This is a genomic window from Thalassospira lucentensis (genome assembly GCF_050516545.1).
Taxonomy (GTDB): Bacteria; Pseudomonadota; Alphaproteobacteria; order Rhodospirillales; family Thalassospiraceae; genus Thalassospira; species Thalassospira lucentensis_C.
This window is the reverse complement of the sequence record NZ_CP191544.1, coordinates 2,919,590-2,943,155: the sequence shown is the minus strand read 5'-3', so window position 1 is coordinate 2,943,155 and position 23,566 is coordinate 2,919,590. Positions and strand designations below refer to the sequence as shown.

At 53.8% G+C, this 23,566-nt stretch carries 15 protein-coding genes (1 of these 15 only partly in view); 10 read left to right on the top strand and 5 right to left on the bottom strand.

Annotated elements, in window-relative coordinates; genetic code table 11:
• Positions 1–82: 82 nt before the first annotated feature.
• The gene (locus ACQ0MK_RS13505) at positions 83–934 is read left to right on the top strand and encodes an OmpA family protein (RefSeq protein WP_430473060.1); all 852 of its coding nucleotides are present in this window, start codon (positions 83–85) and stop codon (positions 932–934) included.
• Positions 935–964: 30 nt separating this feature from the next.
• Positions 965–1,162: a YqaE/Pmp3 family membrane protein gene (locus ACQ0MK_RS13500; RefSeq protein WP_350040489.1), complete on the top strand. Its 198-nt coding sequence runs from the start codon at positions 965–967 to the stop codon at positions 1,160–1,162.
• 109 nt (positions 1,163–1,271) lie between these two features.
• On the opposite strand, the gene ACQ0MK_RS13495 is transcribed toward ACQ0MK_RS13500, so the two are convergent.
• The 3 genes from ACQ0MK_RS13495 to htpG all read right to left on the bottom strand — a co-directional run bounded on the left by ACQ0MK_RS13495 (position 1,272) and on the right by htpG (position 4,889).
• Positions 1,272–1,502 (bottom strand): hypothetical protein, encoded by a 231-nt coding sequence (locus ACQ0MK_RS13495; protein WP_430473059.1) that lies wholly within the window; start codon positions 1,500–1,502, stop codon positions 1,272–1,274.
• 3 nt (positions 1,503–1,505) lie between these two features.
• Entirely contained in the window at positions 1,506–2,840 is a 1,335-nt protein-coding gene (locus tag ACQ0MK_RS13490; protein ID WP_430473058.1) for a deoxyguanosinetriphosphate triphosphohydrolase, read from the bottom strand.
• A 168-nt stretch (positions 2,841–3,008) separates the two neighbouring features.
• Positions 3,009–4,889 carry a molecular chaperone HtpG gene (gene htpG, locus ACQ0MK_RS13485; RefSeq protein WP_430473057.1) on the bottom strand — a complete coding sequence of 627 codons (1,881 nt, stop codon included), beginning with the start codon at positions 4,887–4,889 and terminating at the stop codon, positions 3,009–3,011.
• Positions 4,890–5,172: 283 nt separating this feature from the next.
• Here htpG and ACQ0MK_RS13480 point away from each other — a divergent pair, with 283 nt between their 5' ends.
• A complete protein-coding gene (locus tag ACQ0MK_RS13480) occupies positions 5,173–5,499 on the top strand; it encodes an HPF/RaiA family ribosome-associated protein (protein ID WP_033067024.1) in 327 nt (108 codons plus the stop codon).
• A 172-nt stretch (positions 5,500–5,671) separates the two neighbouring features.
• Here ACQ0MK_RS13480 and ACQ0MK_RS13475 read toward each other — a convergent pair whose 3' ends face one another.
• Both ACQ0MK_RS13475 and ACQ0MK_RS13470 read right to left on the bottom strand, forming a co-directional pair.
• Positions 5,672–6,001 carry an antibiotic biosynthesis monooxygenase family protein gene (locus ACQ0MK_RS13475; RefSeq protein WP_430473056.1) on the bottom strand — a complete coding sequence of 110 codons (330 nt, stop codon included), beginning with the start codon at positions 5,999–6,001 and terminating at the stop codon, positions 5,672–5,674.
• A complete protein-coding gene (locus ACQ0MK_RS13470) occupies positions 6,001–6,585 on the bottom strand; it encodes an NADPH-dependent FMN reductase (RefSeq protein WP_430473055.1) in 585 nt (194 codons plus the stop codon). Before ACQ0MK_RS13470 ends, ACQ0MK_RS13475 begins: the two co-directional genes overlap by 1 nt.
• A 113-nt stretch (positions 6,586–6,698) precedes the next feature.
• Here ACQ0MK_RS13470 and soxR point away from each other — a divergent pair, with 113 nt between their 5' ends.
• The 7 genes from soxR to ACQ0MK_RS13435 all read left to right on the top strand — a co-directional run.
• Positions 6,699–7,160 carry a redox-sensitive transcriptional activator SoxR gene (gene soxR, locus ACQ0MK_RS13465; RefSeq protein ID WP_430473054.1) on the top strand — a complete coding sequence of 154 codons (462 nt, stop codon included), beginning with the start codon at positions 6,699–6,701 and terminating at the stop codon, positions 7,158–7,160.
• Between the two features lie 182 nt (positions 7,161–7,342).
• Entirely contained in the window at positions 7,343–10,255 is a 2,913-nt protein-coding gene (locus tag ACQ0MK_RS13460; protein ID WP_430473053.1) for a helicase-related protein, read from the top strand.
• A gap of 96 nt (positions 10,256–10,351) precedes the next feature.
• Positions 10,352–10,759, top strand: a complete 408-nt coding sequence (locus ACQ0MK_RS13455; RefSeq protein ID WP_430473052.1) for an RNA-binding S4 domain-containing protein — start codon at positions 10,352–10,354, stop codon at positions 10,757–10,759.
• Between the two features lie 201 nt (positions 10,760–10,960).
• On the top strand, positions 10,961–12,682 hold the full coding sequence (locus ACQ0MK_RS13450; RefSeq protein WP_430473051.1) for a peptidase domain-containing ABC transporter: 1,722 nt from the start codon (positions 10,961–10,963) through the stop codon (positions 12,680–12,682).
• On the top strand, positions 12,679–14,820 hold the full coding sequence (locus ACQ0MK_RS13445; protein ID WP_430473050.1) for a peptidase domain-containing ABC transporter: 2,142 nt from the start codon (positions 12,679–12,681) through the stop codon (positions 14,818–14,820). The genes ACQ0MK_RS13450 and ACQ0MK_RS13445 overlap by 4 nt, the downstream gene beginning before the upstream one ends.
• Positions 14,817–16,172: an HlyD family type I secretion periplasmic adaptor subunit gene (locus tag ACQ0MK_RS13440; RefSeq protein WP_430473049.1), complete on the top strand. Its 1,356-nt coding sequence runs from the start codon at positions 14,817–14,819 to the stop codon at positions 16,170–16,172. The genes ACQ0MK_RS13445 and ACQ0MK_RS13440 overlap by 4 nt, the downstream gene beginning before the upstream one ends.
• Before the next feature lie 145 nt (positions 16,173–16,317).
• Positions 16,318–23,566: the 5' portion of a hypothetical protein gene (locus tag ACQ0MK_RS13435; RefSeq protein WP_430473048.1), read on the top strand. It continues 21,248 nt past the right edge of the window; 7,249 of the gene's 28,497 nt are visible here — the first part of the coding sequence; the start codon lies at positions 16,318–16,320; its stop codon lies beyond the right edge, outside the window.

Sequence of the window (23,566 nt, the reverse complement as noted above, 5' to 3'; positions counted from 1 at the left end):
TCGGCAAACAGATATCAGCATATCCATCATGAAATTTATGGGATTGGGATCCTGATATTCGGTCTGACAAGGAGTAAAACCGATGAAAGCTAAACTGCTTGCCGTTGTTTCCGCCGCCGCCTTTTTGAGCGCGTGCGCAAATATGAACATTCCCGGGGTACGTGACATGGCCGACGAAGGTTCGGCTTTTGATGCGGCCCTTCATCAGAATTACGCCAATTTGGCCCAGGCTGAATATGATGAAGCCGATTGGACCGATGCGCGTTACTTTACCAGCAGGTCGAAAATGGCTGCGATGAGCCAGGATACTGGCCCGCAGATGATTTCCGAGCGTACCCTGCCAGAAGGCACCACCAGCGAAGTTGAAATTGCCCGTAGCGATCTGATGGCCGCACTTGATGCCGGTGGACGGGACAAGGCCGCTTCTGCTGCTGCGCGTGCCCAGTCGAGCTTCGATTGCTGGTTGCAGGAACTTGAAGAAAACATTCAGCAGGAAGACATCGATAATTGCCGTTCGGCCTTCTATCAGGCACTGGCAATCGTTCAGGCTGAACTTGAAACCAACGAAATGCCAAAAGCAATGCCGATGGCAATGCCGGTTCCGATGAATGTCTATTTCGGCTTTGATAGTGCTGCCGTTGACGGCAAAGCAATGTCGGTTGTTGATGGTATTGTCGAAGCATATGGCAAATACGAGCCAGCCATGATCAGCCTGGTTGCCTATGCAGACCGTGCGGGCGATGCGATGTATAATGACATTCTGGCGAAATCGCGTGTTGATGCAGTGGTTAAAGCATTGCGTGACGGTGGTGTTCCGGCAAGCCGTCTTGCAATCAGCATCAGCGGCGAAGCAAACGTTCCGGTCGCAACAGATGACGGTGTTGCCGAACAGGGCAACCGCGTTGTGACGGTTACTTTCGAAGACGGCATGTAAGCACGTCGAACTGATAAGGGGAATTCATCCATGCGTTTATTGATCGCACTTCTTTTACCATGGCTGCTGTTCTTTACCATTGGGCGGCCTATTGCAGGTGTCATCTGTCTGATTCTGCAGATTACGCTCGTTGGTTGGGTTCCGGCTGCGATTTGGGCTGTTTATGCGCTTAGTCAGTACAATACTGACAAAAAAATCAGCAGTGCCATGGGCGGCGGTGATGATTAAGTGACTCTGTCAGTGGTCAAACTGGCAGTTTCAATCATCTGAATGAAGAAGGCAGGCTTTCGGGCCTGCCTTCTTTTTGCGTTTTACGCGGTGCTGGTGCTTGATCTGGTTATCTCATGTGGCGGCGGACACCACCGACAAACCGGCCGATCAGCCGGGATATGATGAAGCGTGTGACAATAAAACTGACAGACCCGAAAACCGTTGGCCAATACCAGGCATCAAGTTCCGGGCGGGTGCTTTGGTCAACCAAGCCATAGACGACAACCGCAATGCCAGCAGCGGCAAAGAAAGCCGTCCTGCGGCGATAACGTGCGATGAAGGGGCCGAAAAACCACATTGATCAGTGCTGTCCCCCGCCAATGTCGCGTGCCAGCCGGGCGGCAAAATCATCGGTCATGCCTGATACGTAATCGAGAATTACAAGATAAAGATCATAAAGCGGTGCGCCGATTGGCATGGCATCCTTGCCGATCAGCTCACGCACCCGTCCGGCGCGATAGGGAATGTTGGCTTCTGATCCGGCGTGATGCACATCAAGTGCGGTTTTGCAAAACGTATCAAGCAGGGTTTCAAGATGGGCAAAGGCGCCGACTTCGATCTGGACCTTACGCCGGTTGAGAATGATCTGCTTTTCCGAGAATGATTTGGCGGTGGTAATCAGATCGTTATACGGGCCGCTGGCACAGGCCAGAAGATCACCTTTCCAGACGCCCGCCAGAAGTTCGTCTTCATTGGCGACAAAGGCCTCGACCAGCGCATCGAGAAGGCCGGTCATAATCTTGCCGCGCAGGAATGAAATCTTGCGGCTGATGTTAAGTTCGCGGTGATACTCGGCAGGAAGGTCATCCGTGATGCAGGGCAGAAGCATTTGTTCGAGAACTTTGAAATCGACCAGTTCCAGCTCGACCCCGTCTTCGATGTCAATCAGCGCATAGCAAACATCATCGGCCGCCTCGACCAGATAGACCAGCGGGTGACGGCAGAAGGCCTGATCGCTGGTGCGGATAAGGCCGGTGGCATCGGCAACTTCTTCAAGCAGTCCGAATTCCTTTTGGAAGGCACCGAATTTCATTTTTTGCGGGAAAGGACTGCCAGATGCCGACCAGGGATATTTCAGGAAGCTTGCCAAGGTCGCATAGGTCAGGCGCATGCCGCCATCATACAGACCAGTCCGTTTGTTGGTCAGAAGGCGAAAGCCCTGCGCATTGCCTTCATAGGTGGTGAGATCGGCAAACTGTTCAGCTGTCAGGCTCTTGGTGAATTCGGGATCGGCATCGACAAACCATTGGCGGATGGCATATTCACCGGCATGCCCAAAGGGTGGATTGCCGATATCGTGCGACAGGGCCGCGGCCTGAACGATGGCGGCCATGTGATCGGGTTCAATCGCATCGGGCAGACTGCCCTTTTCATGCAGTCGATGCCCGACCATCAGGCCGAGCGAACGACCAACACAGGAAACTTCCAGACTGTGGGTCAGGCGGGTATGAACATTGTCATTTTCCGGTAGCGGATGAACCTGTGTTTTACGTTGCAGGCGTCGAAACGCAGCCGAGAAAATGATCCGGTCATAATCCTTGTGAAAGTCGGATCTACCAAATTCACCCACACTGGAATGACGGGTGCCAAGCCGCGCCGGTGACAGCAGTTTTTGCCAGTTCATCATTGCAGTCATCGTGTTTGGGCCTTCCCGTCGGGTTCCGTAAGGACATCTATCTTGTGTGTATGTGATGCCTTTATGCCTGTTGTTGGTAAATAAGCATTTTAAATTTTGCACAAAGCCAAAAGAAAACGGCGCATCTGATGATACGCCGTTTTCAGAGTTTATTGGAGTGTGGGTGGGTTATGCACCCAGACCCTTTTCCATAATCAGGTCGAGGCGACGGGCAAAGCTGACCGGGTCGGGCAGGGCTTCGCCTTCGAGAATGCGGGCCTGATCAAGCAACAGCAGGGCTGCATCATGCAGGATCGGGGCTTTGGCATCCTTGATCGCCACATCCGAGAGCTTTTTGATCAGGCTGTGTTTCGGATTGATTTCCAGAATGCGCGGGCTGATGTGATCAACACGATTGTGCTGTTTCATCATCCGTTCCATCCGTAAATCCATGCCCATTTCATCGGCAATCAGACAGCATGCGGAATTGGTCAAGCGATCAGATTCACGGACATCCTTGATGTCAGTACCAAGCGCGATCTTGATGGATGCGATCAAGGCATCGACGGATGCATCACTTGCCGCGTCGTCTTTTTTATCGTCCTTGGCATCATCCTTATCGTCCGATTTGACATCATTCAGATCCGCACCACCACGGGTGACAGATTTGAAGTCTTTCTCGTCAAACTGGCCAACCGACGGCATCCAGAATTCATCAACCGGATCGGTCAGGAGCAATACTTCGATGCCCTTGGCGGCAAAGCCTTCAAGTTGCGGGCTGCGTTTCAGCGCATCGATGTCTTCGCCGCTGATGTAATAGATGGCCTTCTGGCCTTCTTTCATGCGTTCGACATAATCGGCAAGCGTTGTCCAGCCATCGCCCTTGGTCGAGCGGAACTTGGCGATTTTCAGGATGCGGTCACGGTTTGACTGATCTTCATAAAGGCCTTCCTTGACGACAGAGCCAAAGGTATCCCAGAAGGTTTCAAACCCTTCGACATCCTTTTTCGCAGCCGTTTCAAGTTCGGAGAGAAGCTTTTTGGTCAGACCGTTCTTGATTTTGGTCAGAACCGGATTGTGCTGCAACATCTCGCGCGAGACATTCAGCGGCAGGTCCTGACTATCGACAACACCCGACACAAAACGAAGCCACGGCGGCAACAGATCGTCAGCACCTTCGGTGATGAAGACCTTGCGGACATACAGTTTCAGATGGCCTTTGCGCTGCGGATCATAAAGATCAAACGGGCGCATGGTTGGCAGATACAGAAGCCCGGTATATTCAATCGCACCTTCTGCCTGATAATGGATGGTTTTCCATGGATCATCGAAGGCATGGGAATTCTGTTTATAGAATTCCTTGTATTGTTCTTCGGTGATGTCGCTTTTGGGACGGGTCCAAAGGGCAGATGCCGCATTTAACGTCTCGTCCCCGTCACCCTTCATCAGGACAACCGGAATACCGATGTGATCGGAATAGGTTTTAACGATGTGGCGCAGGCGGTGTTCATCGGTGAATTCTTTGAAATCGTCGGTCAGATGCAGCGTGATCTGCGTACCGCGACCTTCCATTTCGGCCTCGGCGATGGTGTATTCACCTTTGCCGTCCGATGACCATTTCCATGCCTGATCGTCGCCGGCCTTTTTACTGACGACATCGACTTTACTTGCCACCATAAAGGCAGAATAGAAACCGACACCAAATTGACCGATCAGGTCAACATCCTTGGCATTGTCGGATTTCGATGCCGCTTCAAGAAACTTTGCGGTTCCTGAATTGGCGATGGTGCCAAGATTTTCAATCAGGTCTTCCTTGTTCATCCCGATCCCGTTATCGGCAATCGTCAGAACATTGCGGACATTATCTGTCAGCAGGCGGACCTTGAATTCAGCATCCCCAGCGAGCAGTTCCGGTTTGGCAATCGCTTCATAGCGCAGCTTGTCGCACGCATCAGAAGCGTTGGAGATCAGCTCGCGCAGGAAGATGTCCTTGTTGGAATAAAGCGAATGGACAACGATATCGAGCAGTCGGCTGACTTCGGCCTCGAACCGCATTTTTTCTTCCGTCATGATCTCTTTTTTCTCCTGTCTTTCAATTATTTATCGATCTTCCCCACAATAGGCAGAAGGTCGCGTAACTCAACGGGTTAATCTTTAAACCGCGCTTGATATGCGTCAACGCACCTTGCAGCGCAAGTCCTCTAACCTAAGTATAGATATAGACGGTTTTTTACAGGGGTTGGCAACCATACAACAAGCCCCCCTGAATGACCCCGTCGCCAAGGCGTCGGGGTGAAACGGCAGGGTGCAATGCCCTGCTTTGCGTCCAAGGCTTATAACAGGAGGCCGTATCATGAAGGTTCCCGTTCAAATCACCTACCGTGATGTTGATCAGTCCGATGCGCTTGACGAGCGTATCCGTTTCAAGGTGCAAAAACTGGAAGAAACCTTCGATCGCATGACCAGTTGTCATGTTGTTGTGGAACGTCCACATGCTTCTCATAACCATGGAAACCGATTTGCCGTGCATTTTGGCATCAACGTGCCGGGCAAGGAAATCATGGTCAAACGCGACAGTGCCGATCACGCTCATGAGGACGTGTATATCGCGCTTAAAAACAGTTTTCAGGCCGCGCGTCGGCAGCTCAAGGAATACGCAGACAAGATGCGGAACCACTAAGGTCCCTGTTGAATATTAAAGGGTAGGCGGGGCGACCGGATGGTCGCCCCGTTTTGCGTTCAGGTCGAAGTTACCCGATTTTCCGGTGGCGCAAAGGGGCAGGCGTGATGGCGGAACAAGATATTTTGCCATCACAGTTGCATCAGCCCGACACTGTTGCGGGGCGGGGGTATTAAACAGTGCCGGACTGATACAGGACGTGGAACCGACCGGGACTGGGCGGTTCAAGCATGGGACGCACACGTGCCATATGCTGCCCAAAACGGGCAGAATGTGTCCATTTTTCCAGATCGGCGTTCGATCTGAAACGGGCCATGATCACAAGGCTTTGGCGATCTTCGGCGATCAGAAGGCGTCCGCCGATCAGGCCGTCGATTTCTGATGCGACATTTTGCTGAAACGCGGTCTGGATTTCGATAAAGCTTTCGAGTTGCCCGGGTTTGGGGCGGACCTGACTGATGGTGACAATCTCGTCAGGGGATATCGGGGTTTGGGTGCTCATCAGCCGACCTCGCGCAGTTTGGGGGTGGCTTGTGGATAGCGGGCATCGCGAAGCGCACCTGCCCACCATTTCAAATCCGTCACCATGTGGCCAAGGGCGGCATCGGTGCCATCATCAACGGGAACACCGGATGCATCATCAAACCGGCCCCATGCGTTGGCGAAACTCACAACGTCGCGCATGGTCACAACGTGCAATTCAGCAAAGACCAACCGCAATTGTTCAACAGCACGCAGGCCACCGGCCATGCCGCCATATGAGACAAAGGCAAGCGGTTTGCGTTTCCACTGTGCTTTGGCAGCGTCAATCAGAAGCTTAAGCTCGCCGGTGAAGCTGTGATTGTATTCCGGGGTGACAACAATAAAGGCGTCTGCCTCGGCCAAGGTTACATGAAGGTCGCGGACACCCTGATGTTCCGCACCCACATGGGCGGCAGGCAGGTTCAGGACCGCCGGATCGAGAACATCGACTGAAATGTCGCTATCGGTTTTCAGGGTTCTGACAACCCAGTTGCCAACGGTATCGCAGAACCGGTCTTCGCGGGCACTGCCATAGATGACGGCTACATTGAATGTCTCTTTCATCGGACTTGTTCCTTGATAATTTCTTTGCAATGGGTAAAGGTCTAAAACCTCAACTAAAGTTAAGGTCAAGCGTGAATTTCGACTTTTGTGAAAAACCGGTTTGGAGACGTCAATTGGCAGGCAGTGGTGTGTTGCAGCGGTATATGAGTGTCGGCGAGGTTGCCCGGCGGAGCGGGATTGCCGTATCGGCGGTGCATTTTTATGAACGCAAAGGCCTGATCAGTTCGATCCGGACCGATGGCAATCAGCGCCGGTTTCATCGCGGGGTTTTACGCAAGGTTGCGATCATCAAGGTGGCGCAAAAAACCGGTATTCCGCTTGGCGAAATCGGGGATGCCTTTGATAAATTACCGCCCAACACCATCCCGACCGCCAAGGATTGGGCAAAGCTGTCTTCACAGTGGCGCGACGATCTTGATGAACGGATTGAGCAGCTTACGCGCTTGCGTGATCAGCTTGGTCAATGCATCGGGTGTGGCTGTCTGTCGATATCCGATTGCCCGTTGCGCAATCCCTATGACGAACTGGCCGTTGATGGTCCCGGTGCCCGTCTGCTTGAATTAGAAGACGAATAACGTGCCTCAACCTTTTGATCAGGCATTAGGGTGAGCCCGACGATATGGTTGGAGCCGCACAGTTCTGCGCTTTGTGCATAGGCGGGCGCGGGCAGAAAGCTTGACATTGCTTCTGTTGCCGTGTTGAAAGGCGCAATGATTGCGACAGCCCGGATCATTGGGGTGTCGATTGGAAAAGTTTGATGCAGATTTCAACCCGATCCGGCCCCCGTATCCTTGCCATCTTGGGGCCGACCAACACCGGCAAGACCCATCTGGCCATGGAACGGATGTTGGCGCATACCACCGGGATGATCGGGTTCCCGCTGCGATTGCTGGCGCGTGAAAACTATGACCGTGCGGTTGCCAAAGTCGGCAAAGCTGCTGTCGCGCTGATTACCGGTGAAGAACGCATTCTGCCCAAAACGGCCCGTTATTTCCTGTGTACCGTCGAAGCCATGCCGGTTGCCAAACAGGTCGAGTTTCTGGCAATCGATGAAATCCAGATGTGTGCCGACCCGGAACGCGGTCATGTCTTTACCGACCGGCTGCTTCATGCGCGCGGGCGATCTGAAACCATGTTCATGGGGGCGGAAACCATCCGTCCGGTGATCCGCAAGCTTGTCGAGAATGTCGAATTTGATACGCGCGCGCGCTTTTCGACCCTGTCTTATAACGGGGCCAAGAAAATTCAGCGCCTTCCGGCACAATCGGCAATCGTGACATTTTCGGCCCAGGAAGTGTATGCGGTGGCGGAACTGGTGCGGCGTCAAAAAGGCGGTGCAGCGGTTGTTCTTGGCGCGCTCAGCCCGCGGACGCGCAATGCGCAGGTCGAAATGTTCCAGAATGGCGAGGTCGAGCACCTTATCGCGACGGATGCGATCGGCATGGGGCTTAATCTTGAACTTAATCACGTTGCTTTTGCCGCATTGCATAAGTTCGACGGAAATTTCAACCGGAGCCTGTCGGCAGCCGAAACCGCACAGATCGCCGGTCGTGCCGGGCGTCACATGAATGACGGGACATTCGGTGTTACGGGCAACCTTTCTGGCATCGATCCCGATATTATCGAGCAAATCGAAGCACATGAGTTCGAACCGCTGACAAAAGTGTTCTGGCGGAATGCGCGACTGGATTTCCGGTCCGTTGGCGCGCTTCAGAAATCATTGCGTCGTCGATCAGAAGACCCGACGCTGATTTTGGCCCGCGAGCCGGTTGATGAAGTCATGCTCGAACATCTGGCGAATAACGAGGATGTTGCACGGATTGCAACGGCACCCGATCGCGTCCAGTTATTGTGGGAAGTCTGCCAGATTCCCGACTTTAGAAATATCCATACCGATACCCATCCAAGACTGCTAACATCGATCTATCGTTATCTTGCGAAACCCGGAAGCACGCTGCCAATCGACTGGTTAGGCGAACAAGTCTTGCGTCTGGATCGTTATGATGGTGATATCGACCAGTTGTCATCACGTTTGGCAGGTATTCGCGTCTGGACATATGTATCGCACAAGCATCACTGGCTCGATGATTCCAATCATTGGCAGGAACGCACGCGGGCCATTGAGGATAAGCTCTCAGATGTGCTACATGAACGCCTGACCCAAAGGTTCGTCGATAGACGGACCTCGGTTTTATTGAAAAGTCTCAAGGACAAGTCTGAACTCATGTCTACCATCACTGCGAATGGTGAAGTACAGGTCGAAGGTGAATTTGTCGGCCGTCTTGACGGATTCCGTTTCATCGCTGATGAAACCGATGCTGCTTTCGAAGGCAAGGCTATCGCCAGTGCCGCACGTCGCGCGTTGACAGGCGAAATCGCCCAACGCGTCAAACAACTTGAAACCGATGAAGACGATAAATTCTCGGTGAATGGGCAGCTTGATGTCCTTTGGAACGGTGCGCAGGTTGGCGTGCTGAAAAAAGGTGACACGGTTCTGTCTCCTGAGGTCCAGGTGATCGACAGCGAGTTCTTTGACGGCCCGACCCGCGAACGTGTTCGCATCCGTCTGTTGAATTTCGTCAATGCTCATATCGAAGAGCGCCTTAAAATGCTGACCCGCCTGCGCGATTGTCAGCTTTCAGGTCCGATTCGGGGTCTTCTGTTCCAGCTGAACGAAGGCCTCGGCTGTGTTCCGCGTTCGGAACTTGACAGTCTGGTCAAAGATTTGTCCGACGAAGACCGTAAGGCGCTTGCCAAACTTGGTGTGCGTCTTGGTGTTGAAACGGTTCATGTGCTTGACGCGCTTAAGCCCGATCCGGTTGAGCTGCGTGGCATTCTTTGGGCTGTGGCGCGTGAACTTGATGCGCTTCCGCAATTGCCGCCTGCGGGCCGGACTTCGGTTCCCAATGATCGTGCAAATTCCAAGGGCTTCTATCTGGCTGCTGGCTATATGCCGGTGGGGCCGTTGGCCGCACGTGTGGATATGCTTGAACGCTTTGCCGCGTTGTTGCGTCAAAAGGCGCGCGAAAATGACGGTAAGGTTCGCCCTGATCCTGATCTTTTGTCGCTTTTGGGCTGCACGGTCGAGCAGGCAGAAGGCGTGTTTACCGCACTGGGCTGGCGTGCCGAAGTAACCAAGGTCAAAAAATCCGAACTTGAAGCCAAAGAAGCCGAGAAAAAAGGCGCAGAGGCAGCAAAGACAGATAAAGCCGAGGCCGTGGCCGAAACGCCAGCCGAGGTAAAAGCAGAAGCTCCTGCCGACGTTACAGCAGAAGAAACGGTACCAGTTGCAAGCGAAGACGCACCGGCAGAAGCTGTTGCTGAAGTTGCAGCAGTTGATGCGGCCGAAGCCCCGGTCGGGGACGCGCCTTCTGTTGAAACCGATGCAGATGGCGATGAACTGGTTGAAGTCAAATTCTTCGTTCGTGTCGACCGTCGCAAACGCAGTGGTCCGGCTGGCCGTGGTCAGCAGCGTGGCCCGCGTCAGGATGCACGCGCCAAAGGTGGCCCAAAAGGCAAGGGTGCAAACCGCCCGAACCGTGGGGGCAACAAAGGCGAACGCGGTGATAAGCCGGGTGGTCGTGGTGGTCAGGCTCCTGAAAAGAAGAACCAGATCAACGAAGATTCACCTTTTGCCAAGCTTAAGGAAATGCTTGCAGCCAAAGGCTGATCGCACCGGATATGAACTTTGGAACGGCGACCCTTGCAGGTCGCCGTTCTGCGTTCCAAATGTAAATTGATCAATTGGTTACAGGATCAGAAGGCTGTGAAGGAACAGGCAGAAAAGCTTCGGATTGATAAATGGCTTTGGCATGCGCGGTTTTACAAAACCAGATCACTGGCCAGTAAGGCCTGTCAGGCGCGTCATATTGTTCTGAACGGCCAGTCTGTTTCAAAATCCAGCGTGGCGGTGGTCCCCGGTGACCGGCTTCAATTCTTTCAAGGAACGCATCTGCGTGTTGTCGAAGTTGTCGGATTGGGGGAACGTCGCGGTCCGGCCCCGGAAGCCCAGACCCTTTATATTGATCATTCACCGCCCAGAATGCCCAAAAAAGAAGTGGCATCAGATATTCGAACAGCCCCGATAGCAGAACGAGATGCCGGTGCAGGACGCCCGACAAAGGCCGAACGGCGTGCGACCGACAGATTGCGTGGCGAAGACGGTGACGCATAAAGTTTATTGAACCTTGATTGCGATCACTTTGACCTGAATAAATGAGGGTTCGAGCGGGTGTGACGTGCGAATATCTGGTTGTAAGTTACGAAAGATTTTCTTGCGTCGGACTTTGGTATCCTTTATTCATCCTATCTGATGGTATAAGTATACCGCCTTTTGGGTGGTATTAAGTAATAAGCTCTGGAGCAGACCAGCCCCATGACACGTCGGTCGGGACTGAATATCGGAACATTGTCGCATTTGCGCACGGGTCGTTTTGCGCTGTTGGTTGCCGCTTTGGTAATCAACCTGCTGTCGCTTGCGTTGCCGATCACCTTGCTTCAAGTCTATGACCGCGTTCTTCCGCACAATTCGATCCCGACCCTGACGCTTTTGGTGTTGGGGGTTCTGGGCGCCTTGGTGCTTGAGGCCCTTTTGCGTCTTGGCCGTTCTTATGTCTCGTCCCTATCGGCGGCAAAGTTTGAACATCACAGCGCACAGGTCGCCGTTGGTCATTTGCTCTCAGCCAGCTTGACCGATTATGGAAAAACCGCGCCGGGCTTGCATCTTCAACGGTTAAACAGCCTGAACATGTTGCGCGACTTTTATTCTGGTCAGGCAATTGGTGCGGTTGTTGATCTGCCCTTTATCATTCTGTTTCTGGCTTTGGTTACGATCATTGGCGGAGTTCTTGTTGCGGTTCCGCTTGGTATCTTGTTGGCGTTTTTACTTACGGCAGTGCTTTTGGGACAGCAGTTGCGCTCGGCCCTTGATAAGCGCAGCCAGTCTGACGAACGCCGCTATAACTTCATTATCGAAACCCTGACCGGGATCCACACCATTAAATCGATGGCGATGGAAAACATGATGATCCGCCGTCATGAACAGCTTCAGGAACAATGTGCTGGTGATGATCTTGTCGCCGCACGATCTGCACATGCTGCGGTCAATGCCAGTGCACTGTTTTCGATGCTGACCATGGTTCTGGTTGCGGCATTTGGCAGTGTGCTGGTGATCCAGGGTAACTTGACGGTTGGCGGGCTGGCGGCTTGTACGATGCTTTCGGGGCGTTCAATTCAGCCATTGCAGCGCGCGATGAGCCTGTGGACCCAGTTCCAGAACATTCGTGTTGCCCGCCATCGCGTGCAGGAATTGTTTGAAGTCGAATCTGAAGACAAACCGGGATCGGTCGAAATGCCGTTACTTGATGGCAAGATCGAGTTGCTGAATGTCGGCTTTTCGCATGCCGATGGCAAAAAGGTTTTCGATAACCTTGATCTGGTGATCGAACCGGGTGATTCGATTGCGGTCACTGGCGACAACGGGACGGGTAAAACCACCTTGTTGTGGATGTTGATGGGGGCGTTGCGCCCTGATCGCGGTGAGATATTGCTTGATGGTAAAAATCCGGCAGATTACAGCGCGGAATCGACCCGACGTCAAATTGCTTATCTGCCGCAACATGGTGTGATGTTCAAAGGGTCGATTCTTGAAAATATCACCGGATTTCGCAAGGAAATCGGCATTGAGCGGGTTGTCGAAATCGCCAAGCGTCTGGGGCTTGATGACATCGTGATGCGGATGCCCCAAGGCTATGACACCGAAGTTGGCGGGCAGGCATCTGAAACGCTGCCGCGCGGGGTGAAACAACGCATTGCCGTTGCCCGTGCCTTGATTGATTACCCGCGTATTGTGCTGTTTGACGAAGCAAACAGTTCGCTTGATATCGCGGGCGATAACATTATGGCCAGCTTGATGGTGGAATTGAAAAAGCATTGTACCTTGGTCATGGTATCGCACCGTCCGTCGCTGATTTCCTTGGCAAACAAGCAATATCGTCTTGTCGATCATCACCTTGTGCCGATCCTTAAGCGGAGCAACAAACGTGTAACCCGGGCGCAATCGGCGTTTCGTTTGCCAGTCGGGACGGGTGCGGAATGAAAAAACTTGAAAACATGGACTATGCACTAAATTACCGGATGGGGTTGGGAAGTACTGACGCCCTGTCTGATTTTGACGCATGTCTTTGGCCATTGTTGCAGGCATTGGGCTGGCGCGGTTTGCCGCGTCAGGTTGCAGAAGCCTTGCCGCATATGGATCAGGCGCTTGATCTGGTTGATTTCCGCAACGTTCTTGCGCATCTGAACTATCAATCGCGTGAAATCGACACGACCTTTGATCAAATCGATGAACGCATGATGCCATGTATCTTTGTGCCGGATGACGGCACGGCATTGGTGGTGATGCGCCCGGAAGATAACGGTATCCGCGTTTTTGACGGCGGGACTGACCGGGAAATCGTGATCAAGGCATCGGCCCTTCCGGGCAAGCTTTATCAGTTTACGGTTGCCGATCGGCGTGAACGGTATTTCGAAGACGATAAACGCGGCTGGTTTGGGGGGATTGCCGAACGGTTTTCAAATCTTGGCCATCAGTTGTTGGTCATAACGCTTGTGCTCAACATCATGGCACTGGCGACGCCCATTTTTGTGATGGGCATTTATGATCGCGTGATCGGAACACGTTCGATCCCGATGCTGATCCAGTTTTCGATCGGTATCGGTATTGTCCTGATCTTGACGTGGGTCTTGCGTGCGCTTCGCAGCCAGATCGTTAGTCACTTTGGCGCGCGGCTTGATACGTTGGTCAGCGGGGCGATCTTTGAACGGCTGTTGTCGTTGCCGCCTGCCTTTACCGAACGTGCGCCTGTCGGGGTGCAGATTTCGCGCATTCGTGATTTTGAAAGTGTACGTGAATTTTTCACCGGGCCGATGGCTCTGGTGATGTTGGAAATGCCATTCGTCCCGATATTCCTGATTGTGATGTTCTATCTTGGTGGATGGCTGTCTCTTATTCCGGTCGCTTTGATTTGCGTTTTCGTCCTGATCGGGTTGATTGCTTTTCCTGTTGTGTCGCGACGGGTCTCCGAGCTTGGTCGCAACGGGGCAAACCGGCAGGAATTCCTTGTCGAAACGGTCGCCAAGATGTCTGCCCTTAAATATACCGCGTCGGAAAAACGCTGGTTGGCGCGCTTCCGCGATATTTCGGCAGATACGGCCTATGCCGGATACCGGGTTGCGATGGTGAATAACGTGATTAACACATCTGCCCAGATCCTGATGATTACAGCCGGTGCGCTGGTTCTTGCCTTTGGTGCCGATCGGGTGATGAATGCGCAAATGAGTGTTGGCGCGCTGGTGGCATCGATGATGCTGGCATGGCGGGTGTTGGGGCCGATCAATCAGGCATTCCTGGGCTTGCCGCGACTTGCGCAATTACGCGGGAGTGTGCGCCAGATTAACCGACTTATGACGCTGGCACCCGAAGGGGACCTTGTGCCCCGTTCGGTTGATCAGCGCCGGTTTGAAGGGGCTGTATCCTTCTCCCGTGTCAGTTTCCGCTACAGCCCGGAATCTGATCCTGCATTGGTCGGGGTCAATTTTGATATTAAACCGGGGCAGGTTGTTGCAGTGGTTGGTGCCAATGGTGCGGGGAAATCATCCCTGATCAAGCTGGTTGCCGGGATGTATCAGCCACAAGCGGGCGCGGTTTTGATTGATGGCGCGGATATCCGCCAGATGGACCCGCAAACCTTGCGTCAGGCGATTTCCTATGTGCCGCAGGATATTGAATTTTTCCGCGGTTCGATTGCGCAGAACTTGCGGCTTGCCAACCCTGTTGCATCGACAGATGATCTGCGCATGGCCTGTATGTCTGCTGGAATCCTCCAAGAGGTCGAAGCACTGCCAGAAGGGTTCTCGTCCCGGCTGGGCGATCAGCATTCTTCGCGCTTTTCAGCCAGTTTCCTGCAGCGGCTTGCACTTGCGCGCGCATTTGTGCGCGAAGCACCGATTATTTTGTTTGATGAGCCGACCAATGGTCTGGATCAGCGTGCGGACCGTGCGTTTTTGCATACGATCAACCGTTTGCGCGGCGGATCAACAATATTCCTGATTACCCACCGGCCAAGCCATCTGGATATGGCCGACCGCATTCTTGTTCTTGATGCGGGTCAATTGCGCGGGGATGCCCCGCCAGAACGGATCAAGCAGCAAGTGATAGACGGAGGCTACCTATGAGTGATGGAGCTGTGCAAAATACTGCGATAGAACGGTTCCGTCGATCCCGCCGGATGACGCGTTACCTTTCGCATGCGGTCTTGCTCGAAGAAGGCGGTATTTCGGTCTTTGTCCGTTCGGCCATGGTGATGTTGTCGGTTGGTTTTCTGGCACTTGTTGCATGGGCTGCGACGACCGAGATCAAGGAAACCGCGATTACATTTGGTCAGGTGATGCCAACCAGTGCTGTGAATAAAATCCAGCATCTGGAGGGGGGTATCATTGAGCAAATCATGGTGCGGGATGGTGCTCTGGTCGAAAAGGGGCAGGTACTGATACGGCTTAAGGCCGATGGTGCGCAGGCTGAACTTTCCCAAACCGAAACCAAGCTGGGTAATCTACAGCTCGAGTCGGAACGCTTTCGTGCTCTGGCCGAAGGTCGGGAGCCGAACTTTGCAACTTGGCTGGTTCTGTATCCTGAACTTGCAAGCAATCAGCAGGAAATTTATCAAATTCAGACGGAGCTGGATGCGAACCAAAGCGAAATTCTTCAAGTCCAGATCAAGGAACGCAATGCCGAACTCGCACAGTTAAGCGAACAGGAAGCAACGCTGCGCAAATCTGCTGATTTGCTTAATCAGGAAGTGACCATGCGTCGGTCCCTGTATGAGCAGGGACTGAATTCCAAGGTGTTGTTCCTTAATATCCAACGTGAATTGAACGAAGCACAAGGCAACCTTTCGGGTGTGATTGCGGAAAAAGCACGCGCACGTGAAACGATTGCCGAAGCCAATTTGCGTTTGAACGAACTTGAAAAAAGCCAACGCGAAGAAGCGATTACGGAACTTGGCCGTCTTGGTGGCGAGATTGCCCAGACGCGCGAAGCCTTGCGTAAATTGCGCGATCGTGTTGCGCGCCTTGAAATCGTTGCGCCAACGCGCGGCTATATCAAAGGCCTGCAATTCACAACAATTGGCGGGGTGATTGCGCCAGCCCAGATTGTTATGGAGCTGGTTCCGGTTGATGATGTGTTGATTGCCGAAACGCGCATTTCAACCGAGGATATCGGTCATATCCATCTTGGGCAGCCGGTTACGGTTAAGGTCAGTGCATTCGACTTTATACGATATGGTGGTATATCGGGCGAATTAGTATCGATTTCTGCATCTACTTTTGTTGATGAAGAAGGCAAACCGTATTATAAAGGCAAAGTTGCACTTGATACTGATTCTGTTGGTATAGGTGCAACTGCTCAAAAGATTATACCCGGAATGACTGTTCAGGCGGACATCCAAACCGGGGAGCGTACCCTGCTGAAATACCTTTTGAAGCCGGTTTATGTCTCGCTTGATCAGGCGTTCACGGAACGATGAGCATTTTTTGGTCCTGCTGGAAATGAAACTCTCATTTCTACTGCCCGGCCGCACATTTCTCTGGTTTAAACCAGAGTGTCTATACTAATGTATAGAAGTGTGGGCCGGGATATACCCGCTTCGCACTTTTTGGAGAACGGGTTATATGGCGGACGATCCACGGAATTCTGAAAACGCACGCGGCGAAGGCAATGGCGGTCTGGATGAACAGGCAGCGCCAGACGATCTTCAGCGCGCCGATGGTCAGGACAGTGAGTCAGAAGAACTGGTTGAATTGCATGACGACCAGAACAGTAACCCGACCCCTCCAGATCAGGAACTTGGGTCCGTCCATTACGGCAATCAGGTCTTTAACCCGCAAGCCGAAGCCCAACAGGCTTTCCGTCGCCAGAACGCGGCAAGTCAACGTCAGGAACGTACTCAGGCTGCCGAGGCTACTGAGCAGCAAACAATTGCCCAGGCCGACGAAGCCGAGATCAATAACCAGATTGATACGAGTGCTGATTCGTTTGATTCCAATACGGGCACTGATGGCTCGGATGACATCTCTCTGAAGTCCGATCCAAGCACGGTTGAGCTTCCCGATATTCCGCTATCGACCAACGACACCAACGATCTGCGCGGCGAACGTGAAGTACCCGGTCGTGACGACCGGGAAGGTCTGGGGCAGGATTTTGTCCCGACCGATGAACAAGCTGTCGAGCCTGAAGAAGTTCTTGAAGAAGCTGAAGAAGAAGAAACTGTTGAAGAAACAGTAGTTGAAGAAACTGTCGAGATCGAAAAGGTCGCCGACGCGCCCAAGCTTTCGGCTGGTAATGTGACCGGTTCGGAAGACGGCGCGATCGTGCTTGATCTCTCGGCATCGCTTAACGACCTTGATGGTGGTAGCGAAACCCTTTCCATCACGATTTCCGGTGTGCCGGATGGCGCAACTTTGTCGGCCGGCACCAACAATGGTGACGGGACCTGGTCGCTTTCTCCGGGGCAATTGGGTGGCTTGGCGATCACACCACCGGATAATTTCAGTGGTAGTTTTGATCTTTCCATTACCGCAACCAGCCGCGAATCAAACGGCAGTACAAATTCGACCAGTTCAAGCTTTACGGTCGAGGTTGAAGGCGTTGCCGATGGCGCGACGTTGGATGTTCTTGATGCGTCAGGGCGCGAAGATAGCGCGATTGCACTTAATATTGATACCGAACTGCTTGATGACAGCGAAAGCCTGTCGATCACAATCAAGGGCGTTCCGGACGGCGCGACCTTGTCTGCTGGCACCGATAACGGTGACGGGACCTGGACGCTTGATCCGGATCAACTTGAAGGCCTGACCATTACGCCAGCCGATGATTTCAGCGGCGAAATCGACCTGACCGTTCTGGTCTCCACCACCGATGGCAATGATACCGCCGTGGTGATGGAAGAAATCAAAGTCAATGTCGAAGGCGTTGCGGATGCGCCTACACTCGACGTTGCTGATGCTTCGGGTAAAGAAGCCAGTGCGATTGCTCTGGATATCGATGCCGGTCTGACGGATTCCAGTGAGGTCCTGACAGTTACGATCTCCGGCGTGCCGGACGGTGCAACCTTGTCGGCCGGTACGGATAATGGGGATGGCACTTGGACGCTGGGTTCGGATGATCTTGAAGGTCTGACGATCACCCCGGCCGGTGACTTCAGCGGGTCGTTTGATCTTGGGGTCACCGCACAGTCGGCTGACGGCGAAGATGTTGCGACGACGTCCGGTTCGATCACAGTTGATGTTGCCGGTGTTGCCGATGCCCCGACTTTGGATGTTGCAGACGCCAGTGGTTCCGAAGATTCAGCGATTGCACTTGATATCGATGCCGGCCTGACAGATTCCAGTGAAGTTCTGACGGTTACGATCAGTGGCGTTCCGGATGGCGCGACCCTGTCTGCCGGGACCGATAATGGGGATGGCACCTGGACGTTGGGATCGGATGACCTTGAGGGTCTGACGATTACGCCAGCGGATGACTTCAGCGGATCGTTCGATCTGGGTGTGACGGCTCAGTCTGCCGATGGTGAAGACATCGCCTCTGTAAGCGACAGCATTACGGTCGATGTTGCGGGCGTTGCGGATGCCCCGACGTTGGAAACCTCCAATGCCTCTGGCAATGAAGACAGTGCGATTGCGCTTGATATCGATGCCGGTCTTACCGACAGTTCGGAAGTTCTGAGCGTTACCATCTCTGGTGTTCCAGATGGTGCGACTTTGTCGGCTGGTACCGACAATGGCGACGGGACCTGGACGTTGGGTTCGGATGACCTTGAAGGCCTGACGATCACGCCTGCGGACGACTTCTCTGGGTCGTTTGATCTTGGCGTTACCGCTCAGTCTGCTGACGGCGAAGATGTTGCCACGACTTCTGGTTCGATCACGGTTGATGTTGAAGGTGTGGCGGATGCGCCGACCCTTGATACTTCTGACGCCAGTGGTTCCGAAGACAGCGCAATTGCGCTCGATATTGACGCTGGCCTGACAGATTCCAGTGAGGTTCTCACTGTGACCATCTCCGGTGTTCCGGACGGGGCAACCCTGTCTGCTGGTACGGATAATGGTGATGGCACCTGGACGCTGGGTTCGGATGATCTTGAAGGTCTGACAATTACACCGGCGGATGACTTCTCTGGGTCGTTTGATCTGGGTGTAACTGCCCAGTCTGCGGATGGTGAAGATGTTGCGACCACGATCGGTTCGATCACGGTTGATGTTGCTGGCGTTGCAGATGCGCCGACACTTGATGTCGCTGACGCTTCTGGCTCAGAAGACAGCGCGATTGCACTTGATATCGATGCGGGCCTGGCGGATTCCAGTGAGGTTCTCACGGTCACCATCTCCGGCGTTCCGGATGGCGCAACTCTGTCTGCAGGTACGGATAATGGTGATGGCACCTGGACGTTGGGATCGAATGACCTTGAAGGTCTGACGATTACACCGGCTGATGACTTCAGCGGGTCGTTTGATCTGGGCGTTACAGCGCAGTCTGCAGATGGCGAAGATGTTGCCGATGTTAGCGGTAACATCACGGTTGATGTTGCGGGTGTTGCTGATGCCCCGACTTTGGATGTTGCAGACGCAAGTGGCAACGAAGACAGCGCGATTGCGCTTGATATCGATGCGGGCCTGACAGATTCCAGTGAGGTTCTCACTGTGACCATCTCCGGTGTTCCCGATGGCGCGACCCTGTCTGCTGGTACCGATAATGGCGATGGCACCTGGACGTTGGGATCAGATGATCTTGAAGGTCTGACGATCACCCCTGCAGATGACTTCTCTGGCAGCTTTGATCTGGGCGTTGCCGCCCAGTCTGCTGACGGTGAAGATATTGCCGTTACGACAGACAGTCTGACGGTCGATGTTGCCGGTGTTGCCGATGCGCCGACTTTGGATGTTGCAGACGCCAGCGGTAATGAAGATTCAGCGATTGCGCTGGACATTGATGCTGGTCTTACCGACAGCTCGGAAGTTCTGAGTGTGACCATCTCCGGTGTTCCGGACGGTGCAACTCTGTCGGCTGGTACCGATAATGGCGATGGCACCTGGACGCTGGGCTCGGATGACCTTGAAGGTCTGACGATCACGCCTGCTGATGACTTCAGCGGATCATTTGATCTTGGTGTGACTGCTCAGTCTGCGGACGGCGAAGATGTTGCCTCTGTAAGCGATACTGTTACCGTCGATGTTGCAGGCGTTGCTGATGCGCCGACTTTGGATGTTGCAGACGCAAGTGGCAACGAAGACAGCGCGATTGCGCTTGATATCGATGCCGGTCTGACAGATTCCAGTGAGGTTCTGACGGTTACCATCTCTGGCGTGCCGGACGGTGCGACCCTGTCTGCGGGTACGGATAATGGCGATGGTACCTGGACGCTGGGCTCGGATGACCTTGAAGGTCTGACGATTACCCCTGCCGATGACTTCTCTGGTTCGTTTGACCTGGGCGTGACGGCACAGTCGGCTGACGGTGAAGACGTTGCCGATGTTAGCGGTAACATCACAGTCGATGTTGCCGGTGTTGCCGATGCGCCGACTTTGGATGTTGTTGACGCAAGCGGGAATGAAGATTCTGCGATTGCACTCGATATTGACGCCGGTCTCACCGACAGCTCGGAAGTTCTGACGGTCACCATCTCCGGTGTTCCGGATGGTGCGACTTTGTCGGCTGGTACGGATAATGGTGATGGCACCTGGACGTTGGGATCGAATGATCTTGAAGGTCTGACGATCACGCCTGCGGATGACTTTAGCGGTTCGTTTGATCTGGGCGTTACAGCTCAGTCAGCGGATGGTGAAGACATCGCCTCTGTAAGTGATACGGTTACCGTCGATGTTACGGGTGTTGCGGATGCGCCAACCCTTGACGTTGCAGACGCAAGTGGCAACGAAGACAGTGCCATTGCGCTCGATATCGATGCTGGCCTGACAGATTCCAGTGAGGTTCTGACGGTTACCATCTCTGGTGTTCCGGATGGCGCGACTTTGTCGGCTGGTACCGATAATGGCGATGGTACCTGGACGTTGGGGTCGGATGATCTTGAAGGTCTGACGATCACGCCTGCGGATGACTTTAGCGGATCGTTTGATCTGGGTGTTACCGCTCAGTCGGCTGACGGTTCAGATGTTGCGGTTACGACAGACAGCCTGACGGTTGATGTTGCGGGTGTTGCTGATGCGCCGACTTTGGATGTTGCAGACGCAAGTGGCAACGAAGACAGCGCGATTGCACTTGATATCGATGCCGGTCTGACAGATTCCAGTGAGGTTCTGACGGTTACCATCTCCGGCGTTCCGGATGGCGCAACTCTGTCTGCAGGTACGGATAATGGTGACGGCACCTGGACATTGGGGTCGGATGATCTTGAAGGTCTGACGATCACGCCTGTGGATGACTTTAGCGGATCGTTTGATCTGGGTGTTACCGCTCAGTCGGCTGACGGTTCAGATGTTGCGGTTACGACAGACAGCCTGACGGTTGATGTTGCGGGTGTTGCTGATGCGCCGACTTTGGATGTTGTTGACGCAAGCGGGAATGAAGATTCTGCGATTGCACTCGATATTGACGCCGGTCTCACCGACAGCTCGGAAGTTCTGACGGTCACCATCTCCGGTGTTCCGGATGGTGCGACTTTGTCTGCAGGTACCGATAATGGTGACGGCACCTGGACGTTGGGCTCGGACGATCTTGAAGGTCTGACGATTACACCGGCGGACGACTTCAGCGGTTCGTTTGATCTCGGTGTGACGGCGCAATCTGCCGATGGTGAAGATGTTGCGACCACGACCGGTTCGATCACGGTTGATGTTGCTGGCGTTGCAGATGCGCCGACACTTGATGTCGCTGACGCTTCTGGCTCAGAAGACAGCGCGATTGCGCTCGATATCGATGCCGGCTTGACAGATTCCAGTGAGGTTCTCACTGTGACCATCTCCGGCGTTCCGGACGGTGCGACTTTGTCGGCTGGTACGGATAATGGCGATGGCACCTGGACGTTGGGGTCGGATGATCTTGAAGGTCTGACGATTACGCCGGCCGATGACTTCAGCGGATCGTTCGATCTTGGTGTTACGGCTCAGTCGGAAGACGGCGAAGATGTTGCCTCTATCAGCGATACAGTTACCGTCGATGTTGCTGGTGTTGCCGATGCGCCAACCCTTGACGTTGCAGACGCAAGTGGCAACGAAGACAGTGCCATTGCGCTCGATATCGATGCGGGCCTGGCGGATTCCAGTGAGGTTCTGACGGTTACCATCTCCGGCGTTCCGGATGGCGCAACTCTGTCTGCAGGTACGGATAATGGTGACGGCACCTGGACATTGGGGTCGGATGATCTTGAAGGTCTGACGATCACGCCGGCCGATGACTTCTCTGGGTCGTTTGATCTTGGTGTGACGGCGCAGTCTGCCGACGGTGGAGATGTTGCGACGACCTCTGGTTCGATTACGGTTGATGTTACCGGTGTTGCCGATGCACCGACTTTGGATGTCACGGATGCCAGTGGCTCAGAAGACAGCGCGATTGCACTCGACATTGATGCTGGTCTTACCGACAGCTCGGAAGTTCTGACAGTCACGATCTCCGGTGTTCCAGATGGCGCGACTTTGTCGGCAGGTACGGATAACGGTGACGGCACTTGGACTTTGGGTTCGGATGATCTTGAAGGTCTGACGATCACCCCGGCCGATGACTTCTCTGGTTCGTTTGATCTTGGTGTGACGGCGCAGTCTGCGGATGGCGCAGATGTTGCGACGACCTCTGGTTCGATTACGGTTGATGTTACCGGTGTTGCCGATGCACCGACTTTGGATGTTGCGGATGCCAGTGGCTCAGAAGACAGCGCGATTGCACTCGACATTGATGCTGGTCTTACCGACAGCTCGGAAGTTCTGACAGTCACGATCTCCGGTGTTCCGGACGGTGCGACCCTGTCTGCCGGTACGGATAATGGTGATGGCACCTGGACTTTGGGGTCGGATGATCTTGAAGGTCTGACGATCACGCCGGCCGATGACTTCTCTGGTTCGTTTGATCTTGGCGTTACCGCTCAGTCGGCGGATGGTGAAGACATCGCCTCTGTAAGTGATACGGTTACCGTCGATGTTACGGGTGTTGCGGATGCGCCAACCCTTGACGTTGCAGACGCAAGTGGCAACGAAGACAGTGCCATTGCGCTCGATATCGATGCTGGCCTGACAGATTCCAGTGAGGTTCTGACGGTTACCATCTCTGGTGTTCCGGATGGCGCGACTTTGTCGGCTGGTACCGATAATGGCGATGGTACCTGGACGTTGGGGTCGGATGATCTTGAAGGTCTGACGATCACGCCTGCGGATGACTTTAGCGGATCGTTTGATCTGGGTGTTACCGCTCAGTCGGCTGACGGTTCAGATGTTGCGGTTACGACAGACAGCCTGACGGTTGATGTTGCGGGTGTTGCTGATGCGCCGACTTTGGATGTTGCAGACGCAAGTGGCAACGAAGACAGCGCGATTGCACTTGATATCGATGCCGGTCTGACAGATTCCAGTGAGGTTCTGACGGTTACCATCTCCGGCGTTCCGGATGGCGCAACTCTGTCTGCAGGTACGGATAATGGTGACGGCACCTGGACATTGGGGTCGGATGATCTTGAAGGTCTGACGATCACGCCTGTGGATGACTTTAGCGGATCGTTTGATCTGGGTGTTACCGCTCAGTCGGCTGACGGTTCAGATGTTGCGGTTACGACAGACAGCCTGACGGTTGATGTTGCGGGTGTTGCTGATGCGCCGACTTTGGATGTTGTTGACGCAAGCGGGAATGAAGATTCTGCGATTGCACTCGATATTGACGCCGGTCTCACCGACAGCTCGGAAGTTCTGACGGTCACCATCT

Excerpts from the sequence above, each read along its gene's own strand:
- ACQ0MK_RS13505 (WP_430473060.1), top strand. The coding sequence starts at position 83 with ATGAAAGCTAAACTGCTTGCCGTTGTTTCCGCCGCCGCCTTTTTGAGC.
- ACQ0MK_RS13500 (WP_350040489.1), top strand. The coding sequence starts at position 965 with ATGCGTTTATTGATCGCACTTCTTTTACCATGGCTGCTGTTCTTTACC.
- ACQ0MK_RS13495 (WP_430473059.1), bottom strand. The coding sequence starts at position 1,502 with ATGTGGTTTTTCGGCCCCTTCATCGCACGTTATCGCCGCAGGACGGCT.
- ACQ0MK_RS13490 (WP_430473058.1), bottom strand. The coding sequence starts at position 2,840 with ATGACTGCAATGATGAACTGGCAAAAACTGCTGTCACCGGCGCGGCTT.
- htpG (WP_430473057.1), bottom strand. The coding sequence starts at position 4,889 with ATGACGGAAGAAAAAATGCGGTTCGAGGCCGAAGTCAGCCGACTGCTC.
- ACQ0MK_RS13480 (WP_033067024.1), top strand. The coding sequence starts at position 5,173 with ATGAAGGTTCCCGTTCAAATCACCTACCGTGATGTTGATCAGTCCGAT.
- ACQ0MK_RS13475 (WP_430473056.1), bottom strand. The coding sequence starts at position 6,001 with ATGAGCACCCAAACCCCGATATCCCCTGACGAGATTGTCACCATCAGT.
- ACQ0MK_RS13470 (WP_430473055.1), bottom strand. The coding sequence starts at position 6,585 with ATGAAAGAGACATTCAATGTAGCCGTCATCTATGGCAGTGCCCGCGAA.
- ACQ0MK_RS13460 (WP_430473053.1), top strand. The coding sequence starts at position 7,343 with ATGCAGATTTCAACCCGATCCGGCCCCCGTATCCTTGCCATCTTGGGG.
- ACQ0MK_RS13450 (WP_430473051.1), top strand. The coding sequence starts at position 10,961 with ATGACACGTCGGTCGGGACTGAATATCGGAACATTGTCGCATTTGCGC.
- ACQ0MK_RS13445 (WP_430473050.1), top strand. The coding sequence starts at position 12,679 with ATGAAAAAACTTGAAAACATGGACTATGCACTAAATTACCGGATGGGG.
- ACQ0MK_RS13440 (WP_430473049.1), top strand. The coding sequence starts at position 14,817 with ATGAGTGATGGAGCTGTGCAAAATACTGCGATAGAACGGTTCCGTCGA.